Here is a 21,634-nt window from a genome sequence, read left to right on the forward strand (position 1 = left end):
GGCCCCCATCGTGTATTACAAGCGCGTTGCTTATTTCTTCATTTGTGCTTGTTTGGCAACGGTCTCCCATAAATCTTTCATCATGAAACTGCTGTCCTTATTGGTTCTATACCACTCGATTATGAAGTCATCCATTTGTTTGCCGCCCGCTTTATCCCATGAAGTCTGAACGTCCTTGTAGGCTTGTTCCACAGAGTATTTATCCCCGCTCAAGACTGATTTCAACCACGTATCGGTAATTTGCTTTTTGACAGTGTTAAATGACGTTTGCATATCTTTGGGGAAAGACGGTATCAGCTCTTGCAAGGTGACGAAACGGTATTTTTTAGTCGAATCGAGATATAAGGACTCGGCTTTGTTGAACATATCCAGTCCTGCTTTTTGTTCTGGAATGTCAGGATTGAATTGATTTTGGAAGAACGAACACTTCCCTAGCAGCAAACGGGAATAGGATTGAGCGTAGTCGCCCGCCCAGCTAACTTCAGACTTGCTTTTATTGGGGTCGATGTTTTGCGGACATCCGTTTGCATCCTTCTTATAATGCGTACCTTCCACACCGAAAAGCAGGCTGGTACCCGTCGAGACACGATTGATGAAGTCGATGTATTTGATCGCTGCAACCGGGTCTTTCGTCTTTGCATTAATCGCAGTTGTCATTTGCACTGGACTTTGTACATCCGGAATAAATTCGCCTACTGGACTTTTTGGCAGTGCGATAGGGATCACATCGGCATCTGGAACAGCCTTTTTCAAGGTTTGTATATCGGTTACTGTCGAATCGAACCAACTTCCTACAAACGTCGGGAAAATGCCCAGCTTGCCATTCAAATAGTCTTGTTTGGCCTTTGCCCCATTTTTGTCATTCACGAAGTCTTTATCGATTATCCCCTCATCAAACAAGCGTTTTTTGAATTCCGTCGCCAATTTTGCATGTTCAAATGCCCGGCTCGGTTGATCGTTTACAAGACCATACAGCTCAACAGGGTTCCCGAACATCATATCGATCGCAAACTCCGAACGAAAACTCAAAGCCATTCCGTATGTGTCCTTCTTTCCGTTGCCGTCAGGATCTTGCTCCGCAAACGCTTTTGCTACTTTATACAGATCCTCGGTCGTTTTCGGTACGTCCAGATTCAATTTTTTCAACCAATCTGCACGGACAAAGACCGCATAACTTGGAAATGATTCTAGCACCCGTCCAATTTTGTACATCTTCCCGTCGGGATTGGTTGCTACTTTCTTCAATGCGGGATAATCCTGAAGCACCTTCTTATATTCAACACTGTTCTTGTCGATCAGGTCGTTTAGCGGCATAAGCTGCTTCTGATCAATGAGCGGGTTTAGTATATTCGGATCAAACTCGTTAATAATGTCAGGCGCCGATCCCGAAGCAAACAGTACATTGAATTTTTGTGCCGCATCGTTGCGTGGAATTGGCACATATTTGACATTCGCAGGGCCGTTTTCATTAATAAATTTTGTCCAACGATTATCTTCTAATGTTCCTTCTGCAGCAGGAATACTTCCACGGTCATAAACCGATACGGAGATATCCCCTTTCTTGGCTGGAGTTGTTGCTGCTGTTGGAGTTGTTGAATTAGCAGATGGACTCGGTTGTACGGTAGATTTCGTACTGCATGCCGTTAGAACCATTGAAGTCGATAATGCCATCGTTAGTGATGTCGCAAACCATTTTTTCATGTTTGATAAACCCCTTTTGAATTCGTTATTTGCTTGCTTAAGCTTACCTCATCGAATCTTTGGGAACCATATTTCTCTTTGTAACACCACCTCCTTATCGCCCTCATGCTTCCCTTAGCCTTTCACGGAACCAAGCATAACGCCTTTGACAAAGTATTTTTGCAAAAATGGATAAACCACCAACATCGGGGTAATCATGACGATCACGCCTGCAGCTTTAATTCCTTCCTCCACCACATGAACCTGATCGTCAGGCTGCACCGCCATGCTTTGCTGCAGCACGCTCTGGCTTTGAATCATTTGCTGTACGAGTACGGTTAAGTTGTGCTTATCGGTATCGTTGATGTAAATCAGCATACTCATAAAGATATTCCAGTACGCAACACCATAAAAAAGCGTTAATGTCGCGAGAACAGGCATAGAAATGGGCAATACAACTTGAAGTAGAAGACGTACTTCACTGCAGCCATCCATACGCGCCGCATCGTCAATTTCAGACGGGATGTTCTCGAAGTACGTGCGTAAAAGCAACATGTTATACGTACTTACTAAACCCGGTAACCATAGCGCCCAATAGGAGTTAACCAGTCCCAGACTTTGGATGACCAGGAAAGTAGGGATAATGCCACCCGTAAAGATCATCGTAAAGATCATCGAAAGCGTAAAGAAGCGTCGTGCATAAAAGTTGGGACGTGATAAGGGATATGCGGCCATAATCGTGGTGAGCATACATAACGTAACACCTACCAACGTGATCAAAGCACTGTTGCTGAATGATCGGATAAGCGGTGTTCCCTTGATCAAAACATTAAACGTTTCCCAGGTGAAGCCGATAGGCCAAAGATTTACTTTCCCGGTTTCAATGGCGGATGAACTACTAATGGAAAGCGCAATCAAATGAAGAAGTGGAAACAAGCTAGAGCAGGCAATTAAGGCTAATACGATATAGTTCATGATGTAAAAGATTTTATCTCCATTGGATGCACGCATCACGATTCCTCCTCTCTAAAATAGACCCTTCTGAAAACGACGTGCAATCCAGTTGACAGAAAGCAGCAAAATTAATGCAACGATAGATTCAAACATACCCATTGCTGTAGTTAAGCTGAATTGCGCGCCTTGCAGTCCAACGCGATAAATATACGTGCTAATGACATCCGAAACGTCGTTCACCGCAGCATTTTGCAAGACGTAAATGGGGTCGAATCCGACTTCCATCACACGCCCCATGGAAAGTATAAAGAGCAAAATCATGGTCGGTGCAATTCCGGGAATCGTAATATGAATAATCTGTTTCCATTTATTAGCGCCATCCATACTTGCTGACTCGTAAAGTGAGGGATCGATTGTCGTCATTGCCGCCAAATAGATAATGGCATTAAAACCCATATCCTTCCATATTCCTGCACCAACAAAGATGGTAATCCATGATTTGATATTGTATAAGAATGGAAATGGTTCAACATTAAAGAAGGTCATCCACTGACTTAACCAGCTTCCTTCGATTCCGAAAATACTAAAGACGATCCCACCGACAATAATCCATGAATAAAAGTAAGGTAAATAAACAAGTGTTTGAACGATCTTCTTGAACCACATTTTTCGCACTTCGTTCAAAAGAATAGCTAATAGAATCGGAAACGGAAACCCCACGAATATATTTAGACTGCTAAGTAGAAGCGTGTTTCGGATAATTTTTAACGAATTTGGGTTACTGAACAGCTTTTGAAAATGTTCAAATCCAACCCAAGGACTGCGAAACACCCCATCAAAAAAGTTATAATCTTTAAAAGCAATGATCAGCCCAGCCATCGGCGCGTATTTGAAAATTAAGTAAAATAAAATGACGGGTATGAACATAAGGAGAAGTGGCATATTCTCCCTTAATCTCTTCATGTCGATTCCCCTTCGGTCTATTGCTTTCATATCGTTCCCTCTTTCTTTGTTGTAGCCTGCGATCCAACTGTACAACTGAAAAGTGAGGTAGAACAATCGTTCATTTTCCCTCGATCAACAATATTCTCAAATAAAAAAAGAACCGTTCTCCCTGGCTTTTTCACCAGTGAATCCGATTCTATCGCAATCCAAATCCTATTAATCAACAAAAAAACACCAATCAACAAAGTTCATCTTTATGATTTCACTTGAGCAGTCTTCCGAAAGTCTCCTGGGGTTTGACCAACCAGCTTTTTAAATGATCGAATGAACGTGTTCGGATGCAGATATCCGATTCTGACCGTAATCTCTTGTATGGAATGTTCGGTTTGAACCAAAAGCTCTTTCGCGTGTTCCGTACGAATTCGCGTCAAATAATCAATAAAATTCTCGCCAATTTCTTCTTTAAACGTACGACTGATGCTTTTCATATGCACATGGAACACATCGCTTAAATGAAGCAATGATAGATCCGGATTCTGGTAATGCTCCTCCATATACAACTTAATTTTGCGGATAAGCATATAATTGCTGCTCATCTCACGCAGCGTCGCGATTGCTTCAGTTGTTTCCGTAAGAACACTTCTCAACATTTGCTGTAGTTCGTCCACGGTGTCCCAGTCGTCTACCGCTTTTTGCAGTTTATCCTGCACGCCGTTTGCCCATATTTTTTGCACATCCACTGGTAGGTCCGTAAACTCCTTATCAAGAAAAAATATCATGTAGCTCATTAAGTTGTCCAATTCCTTACGCGCATACAGACCGGCTCGAATGCCATCGAAAAGTTGTGCGAAGCTGCCCTGCCAATCGCCTTCCCCCGTTCGTAATGAAAAGGCAATCTCACGGATATATTCGAGCAGATCGAGCGACTGTTGCTTGCCCTCGAGCTTAATCTGCCAATAACAGATCACACTATCCTCACCTAGTGAAGGTTTGTATTGAAGTGCTTCCAAGGCTTCGACGTACGCGTAATGTACAAGCTCTATCCGATCGACGCCTGAACCTATGCCCATTGTAATATTGAAATCAAGGTTGGTCTTCACCCATTGCATCAGGTCATTCGCTATATCACTCGCTATCTGCTCGGGCTTACTTTCCGACGAAACGTTCTGGACCAAATGCAGCAAAGTCAATTGATCCTTGGACGTCCACTCGGTCCATATGGTTACATTTCGGCCAATTGCAATTTCCTTTACTACGCTACACAAAACGAATTTAAGTAAATTTTGATCATGATCGGAATAAAGACTAGCGAATTTACTGTATTTATTAATTTCGAGCACACTAACACATAGCGAGTCAAAAGCGCAAGGCATTCCGAGGCTCTCCATCTCCTGCTGCCACTCTTCATCCTTCAAGGGCCGATTCCCTTCCATCCATTCGAAAAAGAAATGCTTTCGCTTAAAAACCAAATCTTCCTCATGCTGCTTCTGATAGGCATTTGACTGCTCCATCAAATTCACCAAGGCGGTATCGATAAACTTAAATTCATCTTGATTGCCTTTACGGAACAGTTCGGCGCTTTTTTGCTGGGAGAATAATTGGATACGCTGTATGATCGTTTCTACAGGCTTATAGTTTCGTCGGGTAACCACAACAATCCATACAACGCCGATAAAAAAGAAAACTGCACAAACGAATATCCAATATTTAGATATCGCGGAGACAAGACGAAACAAATTACCATTCGCCACACTGCTGGAAATGGCCCATTCGGAATAATCGGAGCGCATCTCCGTCATTAGGGAATCGTTCCCATGACTATCACCATAAATAGGCGTACCCTTGCGGTCATAAAGGCTGAGATGATTGGAATTTTCTGTTGTCAGTGTTTGAACAAAATGGGCAATCGCTTGAAGCTGCACATTGACAACGATTAGACCGTCATTACCGGAATTCAATGGGACATATCGCACTAACGATACGAATTCGGAAGGTTCGCCTTGCTCCGTGTAACCTTTCCGCACATTTGTCCATTGATAATTTAGCCCGGATTGTTTTAATGCTTCCACAATCAATTGTTTATCGTTAAATGCAGCTAGCTTGGAAACGGAGTATGGTGTCTGCACCGTATCGTCCGATAGCCTGTATAAATAGATCGAATCGATGAGAGGCATCGTTGCCATGAGACTTTTCACTTTTACAGACGACATATAGCCCGAATAATATCGATCGCTGCGCAAGGCAGGATTAAAAAAACCCAATAGCGTATCATCGCTGGCAATCTCATTCGTGATCGTGTTATCGATCAACTTCATCTGATTGTCTACGGATTGGAGCACTTGCTTGGTGAAAATTTTATTCGATTCGACTGCGGTTTTTCGCGACAATTCACTGAATGCCATCAATAGGATAAACATGAGGAGAGGCACGATAAAAAGGAAAATCGTTACATAGGAAAATAGGAGACGACGAAACCATGTCTTGTTCAGCGAGATATTCTTTATCATCGTTTATTCTCCTTTTCCACAAATATTTTTTATGGTCCGTGTCGGATCACCTGTACCTGTTGCGGAAAATCGTGGGCCCACTGTCCATGGTTGTATACAAGACGAATCATTCCAGAAGGGACGCGGACTTCCAGCTTAAAATGCTCCCATTGTGCCGGAATTTTTGGTGAAAATGAAATTTCCTTCCACCCCGGTTTGGAAGGTTTCAGTCCGATGATTTCCTCGATCAGCAACGGTACCGGAGCACTTGCCCAAGGGTGACAGAGACTGGTATTCCATTTCTGTTCTTTCCCCCAGGCCTCAAAACAAGTCGTAGCGCCTTCTTTCAGCATATTTCCCCATGAATGTTCTTCTTCTGAGCTCATAAGCTCATATATCAACGAATGTTCTCCAACCCTCGCCAAAGCTTTTAAGACAAAATAGGAAAAGTACACGCCGCACGAAAATCTTTTCTCGCGAATTTGATCTACGATAGATGGAATGGATTCCTCCGGAGCCAGATTAAAGAGCAATGGCAGCACATTGGCATGCAGCGCATGATGACTGCTTCCCTCTGCATCTGTAAATAAACGGTGGGTCGGATCATAAAAAACTTCGATGAAGCGTTTTTTTAGCCGTGAAAGATCATCCTCGTAAGAAATCCCAAGCAAATCACGTATCTCATTCACTGCTTGGATGCAGCCAAGATAAAACGCATTAACCACGTTATGGCAACCGGGACCTATCGGCTTCGTTAGTTCAAAATCGTATTCATCGCGCAGTTCCTTCGGCCAATCAACCAAATTCCATTTATCAGTGATTTCATGTAACAATCCATCGCCACGATCGTAGGCTTGAAAATGACGGAGCAGTTCCTCGGCATAAGGATACATGTCCCGCAAAAAGGTGAGATCCCCGCTGTATCGATAATATTCCAGTAATTGCAGCGGCCACTGAAGTGAAAAGTCAGCAATCTCTTGCATAAAGTTTCCTGGAACTACTGACATGAGACCAGGGCACGTAGAGGAACTAAGAGCAAATTGCTCAATTGCCTTCTTATACAATCGTAGATCGCCGCTGAGGAGCATGTGAGCATGCCCAATTACCGTATTATCGCCCAAGTATTGTCCTTTCTCACGGGTCGGACAGTCAACAAAGTTTTCTTGGGAACCGTATTTGACTCCGTTTTTACATATTTGAAAAATTTGGTTCATCAAGTCATCCGAGCTTTCAAAACGACAGCTTTCTTCATTAAAAGGATAGTGTCTGACGATCGCTTGGAACGAATCCGGACGAATCGCTTGTTCAGGGCCGAACACTTCCACGTATCGAAAGCCTTTGTAATCGTAAAGGTCCAATTTATCTTTATCCCCGGATAGCGTCCAGCGATCTTGATAAGTACAGTTGCAGCGCATGTTAAATCTGACCGCTTGTCCATCTTCTTCCAGTTCTTCACCGCAGCGGATTTCGATTTCTGCGCCTGCTTCCCCTTCCGCCTCCATGGTAAACTGGCCAGTGATTTCCTCGCCAAAATCAATCCAGTAATGACCGGGAGCCCTTCTTACCACGCTATGCGGCTGCTTCTCATAAACCGATAATATCGGTGTCGGCTGCTCTACAAGCGTATAGTCCGCTTGATCGTTCGTCTGGACGGGAAGCCAAGCGGAGTCATCAAAGGAAAGATCCTTCCAGCCTTTTTCCGACTTTCTGGCATCGATATGCTCGGCAAATTGCGTCAAATAGCCAAAAGTCTCCCCTTTCAGGAATTCTTCTGCCCGTTTAGCTCGCCAAGTCTCATCGGTTTTAACGAGAACACGGTCACCCGTTGTCAGCTCTGCGATAAGCCCCTGCCTGTAATCGCCGCTGTTATATGCCCGATTAACTAGTCCTTGGTAATATACATGGACAGCGATGACATTGTTCCCCTCTTGAAGAAAGGGACTAACATCCATCCGATTATAATAATAATGGCCAGCATCGTTTTGAGCCGGGCCCTGAGCAACAAACCGGCCGTTCAGGTATAGCTTGTAGTAATCGTCCGCTGTAATGTCCATATATAAGGAAACAAGATCAATAGACTCCAGATTAAATGTGGTCCTTACAAGCCAATGATGATGCTGCAAATCCTCACGATGCGTCTCTGATTCAGCAGCATCCATTTCTTTATGAAATAGATCCAATGGTTCCATCGATCTAAACGGGGTATCCGTTATCCAACGTGCTTGCCAATGCTTAGACAATCTTATCTCTCCCCTAAAATTGAATTCGAATATTTGTAGTTGAACAGAAGAACTAAAATTCTCCTGCGATCCAACTGTACAACTGAAAAGTGAGGAGAACAATCGTTCATTTTCCCTCGATCAACAATATTCTCAAATAAAAAAGAACCGTCATGATGCTGCAAATCCTCGCGATGCGTCTCTGATTCAGCTACATCCATCTCTTTATGCTTCCGATTCCACAATATGGGTTTCAGAAGCCAAAGTCAACATTTCAGGAGCTCGATGGTACACCGGCATGAACTCCAATATTTCTTGACATGCAATCACAATTTGTCCGTTTAGCTGCCGTTCATAATTGGACTGTCTTCTACACCCTCATTCGTGAACTGCATAACGAAACTTATACTATTGAAACAATTAACATGATTAAAGGAGCATCGAAATGCTGACCAATATGGAGGAAAGAAAAATCACTAATGGAGATATTGACCTGATGATTGCCGAGATTGAGGAAGGCTGGAGAGAGTTGAATATGATCAGTAGGTCTTGTCGGGATATTAGGGAGGATCTGGTTAGGCTAACGCAGGTTTTGGATGAAATCTTTTATTAAATACTGGTGTTACTTGTTAAAATGGTAACATCTTTCAATGCCTTTGTAAGACATTTATGTTTTAATGAACATATAGTTAATTGAAATTTGAGAGAAAAGGAGTTAATAACTATGAAAATAGCCTCTTTTCTATTACCCAAAGAGAAGGTTGCCTTTATCACATCGTCTGCTTCCATGCAGGAAGCCTTAGAAGAATTAGAAAATCACTATTACACAGCACTTCCCCTAGTTGATAGTGACGGGAAATATGTAGGCACATTGTCGGAAGGTGACCTATTGTGGACGTTAAAGAATACACCTGGGATTCATTTTGATAATATCCATCAAGTGCCCGTGAGCGAAATCGAGAAGCATATTCATAATGAGTCCGTTTCAATTCATGCACACATGGAAGATATGCTGGCGTTAGCAGCAGATCAAAATTTTGTTCCGGTTGTTGATGATGACAATATTTTCATAGGCATTATTCGTCGAAAAGATATTATTGAATACTATATGAGAAATATTACCGATTGATGAACCCAGTGCCCCTGATTCAAGTTCCATGAGGATTGACTTGGCCAAGCAATAACCTTTCCCCTTTTATAGCCTCCATAAATTTCCTAATTAACAATCAATCCCAAATAAACGTTTATTGTGTTAAATTGTCTGTTAACAGAACAAGCTGCCCAATTAAATTGCGGCAGCCTAGATGTGTTATTGAGCATTGCTCTTCGTTAGTAAAGAACGCATAACATTTTTCTATCATGATTTAGTTAGTTGTTTTCTATCTTCTACTTGTGGTGGTTCCTCCATCCAACCGTGTTTGATCATTAGTTCTCCACCGTCTTTGACAAAGGGTACAATTTTCTGAGTAAGTCGAGCCATCGTTAACAGCAAATCACTTCGTAAGCTAAAAGCTCCACCAAGCGCATTGCTCCCAATACTAAATGATCCTAACAAGTTAGTGATATACATCATTAACTTATCCGAAAATGGAGCAACAGTAGAATTCGTCGCTTTCCCTCCGGGAGTAGCCGGCGGCTCTATGTAATCTTGACGTAAAAATTCACCTAGAGTGGTTTCAATGTCCTTTGACAATTTCATTCCTTCAACAAAATATTCTTTGACATGTTTATCATTTGCCACTTGAGCGAATCCAATCATTAATTGCATGCCTACAAGGTTTGTTTCAATAGCATGATGTATAAGGGATATTTCAATTGCATTTAATGATCTTGTTTCCCTTAACAAATTAAACCCTGATAAATAATTATTATCTTTAACAAAGGTAACTTCTTTGGGCATTGTCATAAAAGGCGGGCGGGCAAGAACCCCTTTATCTAAAAGAAACTCTGTACATTGGTCAAACATCTCTTGTGCGTTTGCTGTTAATTGCTTAAATAATTGTCTTATATCTTTACGATAGGACATCGTCGAGTGCATTGCAAAAAGGCTAGCCTCAATCTTACTTATCATATGTAAAAACATAGGTTCATATAGATAATCAAATAACTTAGGAACTCCTTTATTAACGTCGTTCGCTGTAAAGCCAAGTGGAATAACGGCTCCTTCTTGTTGGAAAATAGTTATTATGGATTCTACAATTTGTTCCGATGAATCGTAAGTTGACTTTAAGATTTGTTGAATTTCTTCATTCTCAACGTGTTCAAGGAAATACTCTAAGAATCTCAATAACATTGTTTTTTCTTGATAAGTCATCCACAAGTTCCCTATTTCTGATGACGTCAATGGTACATGATTTGAATTCATTGGCTATACTCCCTTGTTTTAATGATTATTCTTATCCATTAACTCAATTTAAATTCCCAAGTCCCCCACAATTTGTTGTGGCTATTATTCCCTCCAACTTCGTGATTTAGTATTAAAGTGCCGTTTCTTTAGCGAGAAATAAAAAGAAGCCGCATCATAGCAGCTTCTGTTAAAGTAAAGTTTTTCGTTAATTATTATCATCGGAATCGGAAAATAGCTCCTGCAAGACCGTCTTTCTGTTTTCAAGAAACCGTCTTGTGATGATGTAATGTAACGTATCCTCATATCTAATTTCCTCTATGGGATGAACATCAAAGTTAATAATCTGTGCATCTGGAAATCCGAGAAGTATCGGAGAATGCGTTGCAATGATGAACTGAGCTTCTTTCTCTAAATCCTTGATAACACGCATTAATGCCAATTGCCTTGCAGGGGATAAAGCCGCCTCAGGTTCGTCGAGAAGGTAAATCGCCTTTTTTCCAAAACGATGTTTAAAAAGAGAAAGAAACGCTTCACCATGCGATTGCTCATGTAAAGAACGACCACCGTAATACTGCAGGCTTTCGGGCAACGTATCCAAATGGGAAGCAAAGTGATAAAAAGTCTCTGCTCTTAGGAAAAAGCCATTCGTGATTTTAGGCATCCATGAAAGACGAAGATGATCCCCCAGAATGGAATGCGAAGCCTCCACATCATAATAGTTGTTCTTCCCTCCACCAGCCGTATTAAACCCGCTTTGATAAGCAATTGCTTCAAGGAGCGTTGATTTACCCGAACCATTCTCCCCAACAAGAAAGGTGACATTCGTTCGAAAAGAAAGTGACTTTAAAGATTTCACAGCAGGTATAGAAAATGGATAAGTTTTCGGATCCGTATGATCATTCCTCAGAATCTCAAGGCTTCGTAAGTACATTAATTTCAACTCCAAACAAAACATTCATGAGCTTAGTCTATGTTATTATTTTAACATAACCGCCGTTATTACATGATAAGCTATTACATATACTCAAGTATTATTTTGTATAAAGCTGGTCGCAATTGACCTTCCGAAGGTGAGGTCGAGCTAGTGCCTAAGATGCTGGAATCCGATGCAGATCTATTTACCGCAGCATTATCACAAACTCCGGTTTCCGTGTGGCAAACGGACGCTGACGGTGTTTACCACGAAGTAGATCGCGGAATCATCGAAAAGTTCACTAATAAATCAGTGAGACTGAGCACGAGAACGGATGATATCGCATATTACTTCCGTGATGATGGAACCCTATTTCGTGCTGAAACGTAAAAAAGAAGCTGGATCAATGATCTCAGCTTCTTCATTCTTGCGTCTACCTGAAAGGAAAAATTAACCGTATTGCAGGCGATACTTCATTCTATTTTCAATTCCAATATGGATACATTTTTAATTCGAACATTATCCGGTAAACAGGTTTTCTTTCTTTTCCGTTTTTAACGCAATAAACACTATTATTGCCAAATAAAAAGCAAAGTATACATGGATAAGTTTTTTTCACTACATGATTATAAATTAGACGGTAATCCATGAAGATACATCTTTATACAATCTGTATGTTGCTTTAATGCATTTATTGTTTTTAAGTTTGGCCGTTTAAATATTTCTGGATGATCCACTTCGTTATATTCTTCCCGTACCGAAAAAGCCAACTTTTCTTCATCTGTGGAGAATTCCGCATGAACATTAACTTTATTTCCACGTGCATCTAGGCGAACCCATCTTCCTATGGATTTAAGGTAAACTGCATTTAAAGCATGGATGCAGTACCCTGTATCTGGTGTGTCACCTATTGTAAGTCGTTGATAACAAAAACCAGTTGGAATCCCTTTGCTTCTTAATATGGCGCACAACAGATTAGACTTAGCGTAACAAATACCTTCCTTAAAGAATAGCGCCTCCGAGGCTTTACATGTAATTCGTGAACTTTGAATATCCCAAGAATGAGATATTTCATCACGAACAAATTCATAAGCTTTTTTCACAAAATGATCTTCGTTATACGATTCGTCATATAATTCTGCTGCTTTTTCTTGAATGGAAAGGTGACTATAATCAACTTCCTCTGTTTCTACTAGATAATCTTCTAGAAAATTTGATTCACAAGACAAAATCATTCCAGTTCACCCTCAATCCATTAATAACATCATGCGAAAATGTTATGTATAATAATACAAGACATTGAATTATTATTCAATTAAATATACACTAACGCAATTAGCAAAAAAGAAATAGCTGAAAAAGGCAGCCGATCCAATCTGGCCGGCTGCCCATATTTTTGGTTACTCCCACTTGAATGTTAGGCTGGCGATAATGAAGGCTACGAGCATCCAGCCGCCAAGCAGCGCGGCTTCACGCCACACGTCGGCAAGCGAGGCTCCGACATTCATGATTTGGCGCAGCGCTGTGGACAGATGCGAGATCGGCAGCAAATTGACTACAGGCTGCAGCCAATCAGGCATATTCTTGATCGGAAAGAAGACGCCGCCTAGAAAAAGAAGTGGGAAGGAGACGAATCCGGCAATCGGGCCAGCGCTTTCTGGCGTTTTGGCGAGCGCGGCGATGATAAAGCCGATCGACATGAACGTCAGTGTCCCGATTATGACGAACATTAGCAGAAGCATCCACGAACCATTCACCTGCGTTCCGAAAATCAGGCTACCGATTAGCAACACGATTATCGCCTGAGCGCCGTTCAATACCAGTCGGGCCGTGATTTGCGCGGCAATGAAGCTGCGAGGTTGAAGCGGCGTACTCTGAAGACGCCGAAGGATACCCCGCTCGCGCCAAGATGCGATTTGGCCGGCGACCCCGTTCAGATTGTTATTCATAATCATCATAGCGACGATCCCTGGAACTAGGAAATCGATATACTTCAGGTTAAGGGATTGGACAGCTTGTGATTGAATCGTGATGACAGGGTTATAACCAACGATCTGCTTGCTTATGCCATCGGCGATCTGAGACATGATGGGGAGCCCGATCTGATTGGTTGTTTGGCTCGTTTCATCGTAGTAAACGGTGAGTTTGGAACCTTGCATAGAGGATGATTTAGCGCTCACAGCATCTTCATACCCTTTTGGAACTGCGACGACAAGCTGCCGATCGCCATGCTTAAGATCTTTCATCGCCGTATTGAGATCTGAGCTTTCAGTTAATTTTAAAATGGATAGCTGCTTCATAGAGGATAGAAGCGCCTTCGACGCAGTCGTCTGGTCTTGGTCGATAACGGTGACGGAGAGCGAAGTGTTGTCCCCTTTTCCTAAGAATGAACCTAGTATCACCATGAAAAAGATCGGAAAAACGAGCGTCCAGAATAATACTTGCCGATTTCGCCCAAAAAGTCGTAACTGGGCCAAAGTCAATTGACGATACGCTTTCATTCTTCTCTCAGACTCCTTCCCGTCATGTGGATGAACACGTCCTCGAGCGTTGCCGTGCGCGTTTGCAGATCAGAAACCTTAATGTTTTGCTCAGCGGCTTGTTGTACAAATGCGGTCAGCGCATTTTGCAAATGATCCGTGTACAACACAAACGTGTCTTTGCGCTGTTCAACTTGCTTCACATCAGGCAATGACTGGACAAGCGTCAGCACTTCCTGCTTTCGTGCCTCATCTTCCCGAATCGGCTCCGGCAAGCGAAACTCGATGGCGCTGTCTGACTGCAGGCTGCGGACGAGCTGCTCCGGCGTATCGAGCGCAACGATTTGTCCTTTATCCATGAGGCAGATGCGGTCGCAAAGCACATGAGCTTCTTCCATGTAGTGCGTTGAGATCACCACAGTCTTGCCGCGCTCCTTCAGGCGGAGCACGATATCCCACAACGTACGCCGGGCTTGAGGATCGAGTCCGGTTGTCGGCTCATCCAGAAAAACCACCTTCGGATCATTGACGAGCGCCAACGCAATGGCGAGTCGCTGCTTCTGACCGCCGGATAAGTTTTTGACGCGGTCATTCTTTTTTTCGCGCAATATCATGTCGTCGAGCAGCGGCTCGATCGGCACTGAGCTTGGATAAAAACTTGCGTACATGCGGATAATCTCGTGGACGTGGAGCAGGTCGAACAATGACGTCGATTGGAGCTGGACGCCGATGATTTCCTTAACCTTATTCAAATCCTTTTTCGTATCGAAGCCTGCAACAAGTGCCCTCCCTTCGTCCGGACGCCGCAAACCTTCGATCATTTCCATCGTTGTCGTTTTGCCTGCCCCATTTGGCCCGAGCAGTCCGAACACTTCCCCCTCACGCACTTGGAAGTTAATTCCATTCACCGCAGTGAATTTCCCATACCTTTTGACGAGTCCGTCCACTTCTATAATGGCGTTAACCAAGGTTGGTTCCTCCCTTTCGATATTCCCACTAGTATTTCTTGTGCCATCTTGAGTTAATAACCAACCTGCCGGCAACCCCATCAAGACAACTATTTAGCACTTTAAAAAAGCTGATCGGTAAAATAACACCCATCAGCTTTTTTTTAACACTTATTTTTCTCGAATGACCTCGACGATCATCAGCTTCAGCTCACTTTAAAAACGTTTAATTGATTATACATCAATAGGGTTGACTTAGGTACCAAAATTCAACTAAGAAAATACCGCTTTACATGCTGTGCCACTTCGACCGGTGTGTATTTATTTTCCGGAGCGAGATGATCTAGATTAGGTAAAGTCAACGTTTGTGTTCGTGAAATTGTTTCATCCAATACGCGAATCATTTGATGTACAGAATCTGGACTCTTCCCCCCAGAAATTAATAGGACATTCGCATCAATCATTTGATAATTACTGAAAGTGGATGCCAGACGTTTCACTTCTCTGTGCTCAATTAAATTTTCTGGCAATAGTTTTTCTATTTGATTCCAATGATTGCCGCGTATCACCAAACGTAAAATAAATTTTGCATACCATTTCGGTAACCGTTTTAAGGGAGTGTGACCTGAACCCCTTACAAAGCTGGCAAATGCCCCTCTAAAATCTTTCTTATTCATGTCATTTTCATATTCAGGCAGCCAATCCCAATCGGTTGGTAACAACTTAATTGAAACGCCAGGTTCATAGACGGCCATTTTCTTAAAGGTATTTGTACGCGCTGCTTCCAAGGTTACAAGCCCACCATAGCTATGACCGAATACATAGGTTGCTCCCGTTGCTTCTTGTACGCTTTTTACATCTTCACATTCCTTCCTGATGGAATAGTCATTCCCTTGCGGTCCACTCCATCCACGTCCACGTCGATCCATAACATGAACTGTAAATGCATCCGATAATTCTTGGGCAAACTTGGTAAAATCATTCGAAGTACTTAGTGCCCCATGGATTACAATGAGACTCGGCCCCTTACCTATACTTTGGTATCCAATAGTAGTTCCGTCCTTCGAAACTACAGTTGAATGGGTAAACGAATCCAAAAAGCTCGTTTTTTTTGCACTTACCATATGCCATTTCCCTCCCCTACAAGCAAGTCTCCCAAATGAATCATATTAGTGTTTTCATTATATAATGACGACATTGTCATTCATTCAAGCCCGGGTATGAACTCACAATCGGTCTTGAGACCGAATCAAAGAAAAAAGACATGCTGAGCTCCCAACATGCCTTCCTTTAGCACTATCCTCTTATAAGTATTATTCCACCAATTCTACATTCAAAATATCGTCAAATGCTACCCAATCCGTACCATTTTCGTGGGATAGCTTTACTCTTCTTATCTCTTGATCAATTTTGGTGATCAGACCTGTAATTTGCCCATCCCCAGCCTCATTATAAATCTTTACACTAATAAATTGCTGGCTAAGTAAGGCATTTGCCATTACGTTGGCTATCTTTTTATTCTCACGATTACTAATACTCATTATGGCTCCACTCCACTTCCAGAACGTTTGTTCTATACTTATTATACTTTTAGTAGTTCGAGTGGTAAAGAGTCTTTGGATATAGAGTTTCATTCGTTGGATTCGACAAATCGTATCAAATTCCACCCGTTTACAACGAAACGAGGTTTATTCATAATTGTATGTGGGTTACCATCTATTTCCAAGGAGTGATTCCATGTCAAAGAGCATCTTAATTCTAACCGGTGACGCTGCAGAAGTTCTGGAAGTGTATTACCCCTATTTTCGTGTATTAGAGGAAGGATACGAGGCCGTAATTGCTTCACCGACTAAAAAAGTACTTCGTACAGTTGTTCACGATTTTATCGACGATTGGGAGACCTACACAGAGAAGCCAGGGCATCTGCTGCCGTCACACATCGCTTTCGTTGATGTAGATCCTAGTCAATATGATGGTTTAATCATTCCTGGAGGCAGAGCCCCAGAATACATTCGTTCGAACGAGCATGTTCCGCGCATTATTCGTCACTTTCTTGAAGCTGATAAACCAATCGGCGCTATTTGTCATGCTGCACAGGTATTCTCCGCTTTAAAAGACAATCGCTTTTTTGAAGGCCGCACCATGACTGCCTATAACGCTTGCCGTTTAGATGTGGAGCAGCTCGGAGCCTTATATACGACAGATTCACTTCATGTGGATGGGAAATTAGTCACTGGTCACGCTTGGCCGGATTTACCAGGCTTCATGCGCGAGTTTTTGAAACTGCTCTCCAAATAACTTACGTTGATTTCATAATTTCTAAAAGCTTTATCATTATTAATTTATCGAATATAGGTAATTTTTACCATATTTAAAAGTTATCTCGATTATTTGAGGGCATAAAGTATTGGTCTATTTAACTCTGTAAAATATTACCTATCTCTGTTAAGATATGTTCTTCAAGGATTTTCGCTTAATAAACACATAAAAAAGGAGACAAATATTGATGAGAAAATTAAGATTAGGTTTTATTACTGGGTTTTTAGTAGTCTGTATGTTGCTAACATTTTCCGGAGCAGTCAGTGCAAGTGAATGGCCAGGACCAACGATTTATGCGGATGATTGGCCTGAGAGAGGTTGGTGCTAAATTCTAGCCCAGATTTCTTTGAACAGTTTCTAAACTGATCGTAGCACTATCACAAAACTCCTTTTATGAAGTCTATATAGTAGACTAATCCAAAAATGAAACAGCGGCGGACTAGGACTTGAAATAAAGTCTTAGGCCTGCCGCTGTTATTTTTTGAACTATCGTTCTTCGTCTTAAAGAATTTTTGCCTAATAATCCATTTTTCTATATTCAAGATTAGTTTTCATACGAATATTACATTAATTATTTGTTACTCGATACAGAGGGGCAATCAACCGCATCAACATATCGACCTTCGGAATTCGATAGTCTTCAATCCCGTTCGCATTGATGACCATGATACCGGTAAGGACAGATAAAAAACAGGCAATAAGCTCTCTAGGGTCTCCTGCCGCCAACTCTCCGACCTGCTGTCCCTCTTGGTATAACGGAAGCAGCATATCAATAAAAGTATCCATCGAATACTGCTCCAGAAGGTGCTTAACCGGTACGGGCACACCATCGGACGTGCGCGCCTGGTGGATGAGCATGAAGTACGGTGCTCCGCTTTCATCGAGAATTTCCGCCGTCAAAGCCCTGATTTTCTCGATTGGCGTTCCCGGCATTTCATTGATGCTTCGCATGGCCGCTTCCGTTTCGATCATCGCCTCTTGAACAAGCGACATAAACAACTCATCTTTCGATTTGTAATAATGGTAGAGCAGCCCGTTGCTAATACCTGCTTTTTCTGCGATCATGCTCATCTTCGCGCTAACGATACCTTTATGGGCAAACACCTGGATGGCCGCCGCCTTAATTTGTTCTCTTCGTTCATCGCGGATTTGATGCAATTGTTCATCGTTTAATGGTGCCAATGTCGAGTGCTCCTTTGCCGGACGATATAGATATCTATCAGTATAACAAATCCGATTTTTAAAATCACTATTGCTTTGCCGACTCGAACGGCGTTTCCGAGAATCGGGGCATCAGTTCTTCCAGAACTGCCTCGACCGACCGGCCGTCTTTCACCTTAAGCCCGGCGAGCAGTCGTTTGCCTTCATCTGAAGCGGATAGAACTTGGACGGCTGTCTGCGGGTTGAAAATGTGACGGGGTGATACGGACAACGTATTCACGGCCCAATAGAGTCCGTATAGTCGCCAATCGGACTTACTTGTAGCGTGCTTGAGATACAGCTCCATATATTCCCGGCTGAACGCATTCCCCGTGCTTGAATCCGAACCTTCGTATTCGACACCTTCCCAGCGCAGATCGGCCGTGCAGTTTAACCAGAAGGCCGGTTCGATGGCTTCTTTGATTCGGCGAAGTACACCGTGCTCCCAATCAGGCCGGAAATCGCCGTGTCGTTCTAGCAGACAAGTTTCCAGTATTTCGGCAGCGATCGCGGCCACAGTCATGCCTTGGCCGAAGATCGGATCGTAGATGCAGTAAGCATCTCCCAAGACCAGCAATCCTGCAGGCCAGCGGGACATCTGTTCGTAACGATGACAGTACAATTCTGGAACGCGGAAGCCTCGAGGAGAGGTGATGGGTTCAAGATCGCGTACGATTTCCGAAATGATCGGGCTCGGAAGCTGCTCCACGGCCAGTTCAAACTCTGCGGCATCCGTCGGAGGGTAATTCCCGCCCGGGCGGTAGAGCAGTACTTCGGCAATCTGGTTCTCGATAAAGGAGAACACGCCCGTGTAAGTGCCGCCTGCAGGCTGACCCTGGAGGTTGATGACTTCCCATTTATCGATTATGTGGGTCAGATGAGAAGGCACTTTATATCGGCGAGTGCTGTATCCGAGCGAAACTTTCAGAAGATCCGGCTTCGGCACATCGTATTCCAAATCCGTAAGCCATCCCGAAAGTTTCGAGGAACGTCCACTCGTATCAATAACCAGATCAGCTGTCAGAGCCTTCTCCTCCTTGGATTGATCTCGATCTCTAGCTAGAACGCCGGTAACGGCTGACCTATCAGGGGTCGTTAACAACCGGACCACATCGTGTCTGGGCATGAAGCGTACGTTAGTAATGGCTTTTACGCGTTGGCGGATGACCCACTCAAGTACTGCTCGACTAAATTTGATATCATTCCGGTCATACTTCATTTCCAGGCTCCCGTGCTGGTTCATGAAATAAACGACTTTGTTCAGAGACGAAGGAGAACCTTGCGCCACTAAGTCATTCTCATATCCCGGAAAAAGATGTTCCGTAATCGATTTCCCACGCGTCGTGAAGCGATGCGGATGGAATGCCTGCGGAGTTCCGGGACGGAGGTCTGGCCCTGAAGGGAAGTCGTCTTTCTCGACGATTAGCACCTCTTCGTAATGATCCGAGAGTACGCGTGCGGTCATTAATCCGGCCATACCCCCACCAATGACGATCGCCTTGCTTTTGTTAGGATTGATTGTCATGTCATAATTCCTCCTCGATTTAGATTGACTCATTCAGTCAATAATTTTACAAAAAAAACATTTATGGATTTCGATTTCAGCAAAAACTATAGATTGAACGGTTCAGTCAATGTTATTATGCAATAATCCCCAATTTTTGTCAACACGTTTTTAAGATACTATAAAGACAAAGAGAACTTCATGCAAACAAAAGAGGAGCTGCCGCGATGACGAGCTCCTTCCCTATTGTTCTTCGTCAGCTTAACGACTAAGATCGTATAACCTTTGCTTGCCTAAGCGACGCGCAGTCTCAAATCCAATTCCTTTATTTGCACCTGTAATAAGCGCTATCTTATTGATGTTTTGCGCTGGCATATAAAAACCTCCTGTTAATTAGTAATCATTGTGAGTGCTCTAGGCCTCACTGATACTGTATAATGGATGGAAAATGCTAACGAGAGGTATGGTTATCCTTGGAGAACTAAATGTGGGGATTCCACAAGGAAGTCGAAGAAGAAAACCGGGTCTCAGGCGGGGAAAAGTTGCTATGTTAGCAGGAATGAGTCAAAGGAAGATATCGAAACGGGTCAGCTGCAAATTGCAAGGAAAAACCTCCAGTTAGAAGGAAGTGTTAAACAATGAATGTAGAAATGGTTATGCAGGAGCTTGAAGCTCTCGGCAAGGAACGAACCAAGAAAATTTACGTATCCAATGGAGCGCACGAACCGCTTTTTGGCGTGGCTACAGGCGATATGAAGCCCATCGCCAAGAAAATTAAAATAAATCAACCTTTGGCTGAGCAGCTTTACAACACAGGGAATTACGACGCAATGTACTTTGCCGGCATAATTGCAGACCCAAAAGCAATGACTGAAGCGGATTTTGAGCGTTGGATGGATGCGGCTTATTTTTATATGCTGTCCGATTTTGTGGTTGCAGTAACCTTGGCAGAAACAGATATTGCTCAAGAAGTTGCCGATAAATGGATCGCAAGCGGCGAAGAGCTGCGAATGTCAGCGGGCTGGAGTTGTTACTGCTGGCTTTTGGGTAATCGCCCGGACGGTGAATTTTCCGAAAGCAAAATTGCCAATATGCTTGAAATTGTGAGAAATACGATTCACGATTCTCCCGAAAGAACTAAATACGCTATGAATAGTTTTATTTACACAGTGGGGGTATCCTATATGCCGCTCCATAATAAGGCGGTCGAGACCGCGATGGCAGTAGGTCCAGTAGAAGTCAAACGAGACAAGAAAAAAAGCAGCTTCCTACAGGCTTCCGAAAATATTCAAAAGGGAGTAGATAGAGGGCAACTTGGTTTCAAACGCAAACATGTAAGGTGTTAAACCTGGCTTCGCCACAAGAACGATTTGTGCGGCCAAGCCATTCTGGCTTCTCCCGGAAAATCCGATCAATTAGAAATCATCATGGCCCAAAACTTTTCCTGCCCGTTAACTGAACAGGCTGCCGAAGATATCGGCAGCCTGTTGTCGTTGTTCAATCGTTTCCGGTAGTTCAATCATATATAGAGTGGACCAATTTATACCTGAGTTAGCTATTGTAGTGGAAGATAATAATCAGATTGTAAGACACGTTTTATTTAGTAAAGCCGAAATTGTTGACGAAGAAAATAGTCATGA

19 protein-coding genes are annotated in these 21,634 nt (G+C 42.9%); 5 read left to right on the forward strand and 14 right to left on the reverse strand.

Annotated features, from left to right (window positions below):
* Positions 1-30: 30 nt before the first annotated feature.
* The 5 genes from ASG85_RS34165 to ASG85_RS34190 all read right to left on the reverse strand — a co-directional run bounded on the left by ASG85_RS34165 (position 31) and on the right by ASG85_RS34190 (position 8,305).
* A complete protein-coding gene (locus ASG85_RS34165; protein WP_057302087.1) occupies positions 31-1,701 on the reverse strand; it encodes an extracellular solute-binding protein in 1,671 nt (556 codons plus the stop codon).
* A 114-nt stretch (positions 1,702-1,815) separates the two neighbouring features.
* A complete protein-coding gene (locus ASG85_RS34170) occupies positions 1,816-2,691 on the reverse strand; it encodes a carbohydrate ABC transporter permease (protein ID WP_057302088.1) in 876 nt (291 codons plus the stop codon).
* A gap of 15 nt (positions 2,692-2,706) precedes the next feature.
* A complete protein-coding gene (locus ASG85_RS34175) occupies positions 2,707-3,597 on the reverse strand; it encodes an ABC transporter permease (RefSeq protein WP_082562059.1) in 891 nt (296 codons plus the stop codon).
* Positions 3,598-3,833: 236 nt separating this feature from the next.
* Positions 3,834-6,086, reverse strand: coding sequence for a helix-turn-helix domain-containing protein (locus ASG85_RS34185; RefSeq protein ID WP_057302091.1), 2,253 nt, complete (start codon positions 6,084-6,086; stop codon positions 3,834-3,836).
* A gap of 29 nt (positions 6,087-6,115) precedes the next feature.
* Complete coding sequence (locus ASG85_RS34190) at positions 6,116-8,305, reverse strand: family 78 glycoside hydrolase catalytic domain (protein ID WP_060649208.1); 2,190 nt, start codon at positions 8,303-8,305, stop codon at positions 6,116-6,118.
* A 424-nt stretch (positions 8,306-8,729) separates the two neighbouring features.
* On the opposite strand from ASG85_RS34190, the gene ASG85_RS38490 reads away from it, so the two are divergent.
* A complete protein-coding gene (locus ASG85_RS38490) occupies positions 8,730-8,897 on the forward strand; it encodes a hypothetical protein (protein ID WP_156389894.1) in 168 nt (55 codons plus the stop codon).
* A gap of 111 nt (positions 8,898-9,008) precedes the next feature.
* A complete protein-coding gene (locus tag ASG85_RS34200) occupies positions 9,009-9,413 on the forward strand; it encodes a CBS domain-containing protein (RefSeq protein WP_057302094.1) in 405 nt (134 codons plus the stop codon).
* A 228-nt stretch (positions 9,414-9,641) separates the two neighbouring features.
* Here ASG85_RS34200 and ASG85_RS34205 read toward each other — a convergent pair whose 3' ends face one another.
* On the reverse strand, positions 9,642-10,649 hold the full coding sequence (locus ASG85_RS34205) for a DUF3231 family protein (RefSeq protein ID WP_057302095.1): 1,008 nt from the start codon (positions 10,647-10,649) through the stop codon (positions 9,642-9,644).
* Positions 10,650-10,836: 187 nt separating this feature from the next.
* Entirely contained in the window at positions 10,837-11,562 is a 726-nt protein-coding gene (locus ASG85_RS34210) for an AAA family ATPase (RefSeq protein ID WP_060649209.1), read from the reverse strand.
* Between the two features lie 153 nt (positions 11,563-11,715).
* Between ASG85_RS34210 and ASG85_RS34215 the strand changes: the two genes are divergently transcribed.
* The gene (locus ASG85_RS34215; RefSeq protein WP_060649210.1) at positions 11,716-11,934 is read left to right on the forward strand and encodes a hypothetical protein; all 219 of its coding nucleotides are present in this window, start codon (positions 11,716-11,718) and stop codon (positions 11,932-11,934) included.
* A 236-nt stretch (positions 11,935-12,170) separates the two neighbouring features.
* Here the strand turns inward: ASG85_RS34215 and ASG85_RS34220 are convergent, their stop codons facing one another.
* The 5 genes from ASG85_RS34220 to ASG85_RS34240 form a co-directional block, all read right to left on the reverse strand.
* Positions 12,171-12,779 carry a transglutaminase-like domain-containing protein gene (locus ASG85_RS34220; protein WP_060649211.1) on the reverse strand — a complete coding sequence of 203 codons (609 nt, stop codon included), beginning with the start codon at positions 12,777-12,779 and terminating at the stop codon, positions 12,171-12,173.
* 165 nt (positions 12,780-12,944) lie between these two features.
* A complete protein-coding gene (locus tag ASG85_RS34225; protein WP_060649212.1) occupies positions 12,945-14,045 on the reverse strand; it encodes an ABC transporter permease in 1,101 nt (366 codons plus the stop codon).
* Positions 14,042-14,992 (reverse strand): ABC transporter ATP-binding protein, encoded by a 951-nt coding sequence (locus tag ASG85_RS34230; RefSeq protein ID WP_235550282.1) that lies wholly within the window; start codon positions 14,990-14,992, stop codon positions 14,042-14,044. Before ASG85_RS34230 ends, ASG85_RS34225 begins: the two co-directional genes overlap by 4 nt.
* 248 nt (positions 14,993-15,240) lie before the next feature.
* A complete protein-coding gene (locus ASG85_RS34235; protein ID WP_060649213.1) occupies positions 15,241-16,095 on the reverse strand; it encodes an alpha/beta fold hydrolase in 855 nt (284 codons plus the stop codon).
* A 189-nt stretch (positions 16,096-16,284) separates the two neighbouring features.
* The gene (locus ASG85_RS34240) at positions 16,285-16,512 is read right to left on the reverse strand and encodes a YolD-like family protein (RefSeq protein WP_057305205.1); all 228 of its coding nucleotides are present in this window, start codon (positions 16,510-16,512) and stop codon (positions 16,285-16,287) included.
* 196 nt (positions 16,513-16,708) lie between these two features.
* On the opposite strand from ASG85_RS34240, the gene ASG85_RS34245 reads away from it, so the two are divergent.
* Complete coding sequence (locus tag ASG85_RS34245) at positions 16,709-17,269, forward strand: DJ-1/PfpI family protein (protein ID WP_057305204.1); 561 nt, start codon at positions 16,709-16,711, stop codon at positions 17,267-17,269.
* A gap of 588 nt (positions 17,270-17,857) precedes the next feature.
* Here the strand turns inward: ASG85_RS34245 and ASG85_RS34250 are convergent.
* Both ASG85_RS34250 and ASG85_RS34255 read right to left on the reverse strand, forming a co-directional pair.
* Entirely contained in the window at positions 17,858-18,472 is a 615-nt protein-coding gene (locus ASG85_RS34250; RefSeq protein ID WP_060649214.1) for a TetR/AcrR family transcriptional regulator, read from the reverse strand.
* Between the two features lie 67 nt (positions 18,473-18,539).
* Positions 18,540-20,015, reverse strand: a complete 1,476-nt coding sequence (locus tag ASG85_RS34255) for an FAD-dependent oxidoreductase (protein WP_060649215.1) — start codon at positions 20,013-20,015, stop codon at positions 18,540-18,542.
* 617 nt (positions 20,016-20,632) lie between these two features.
* Between ASG85_RS34255 and ASG85_RS34260 the strand changes: the two genes are divergently transcribed.
* Positions 20,633-21,340: a DNA alkylation repair protein gene (locus tag ASG85_RS34260; protein WP_060649216.1), complete on the forward strand. Its 708-nt coding sequence runs from the start codon at positions 20,633-20,635 to the stop codon at positions 21,338-21,340.
* Positions 21,341-21,634 lie beyond the last annotated feature (294 nt).

The sequence above is a fragment of the Paenibacillus sp. Soil724D2 genome (genome assembly GCF_001427935.1).
Classification (GTDB): Bacteria; Bacillota; Bacilli; order Paenibacillales; family NBRC-103111; genus Paenibacillus_E.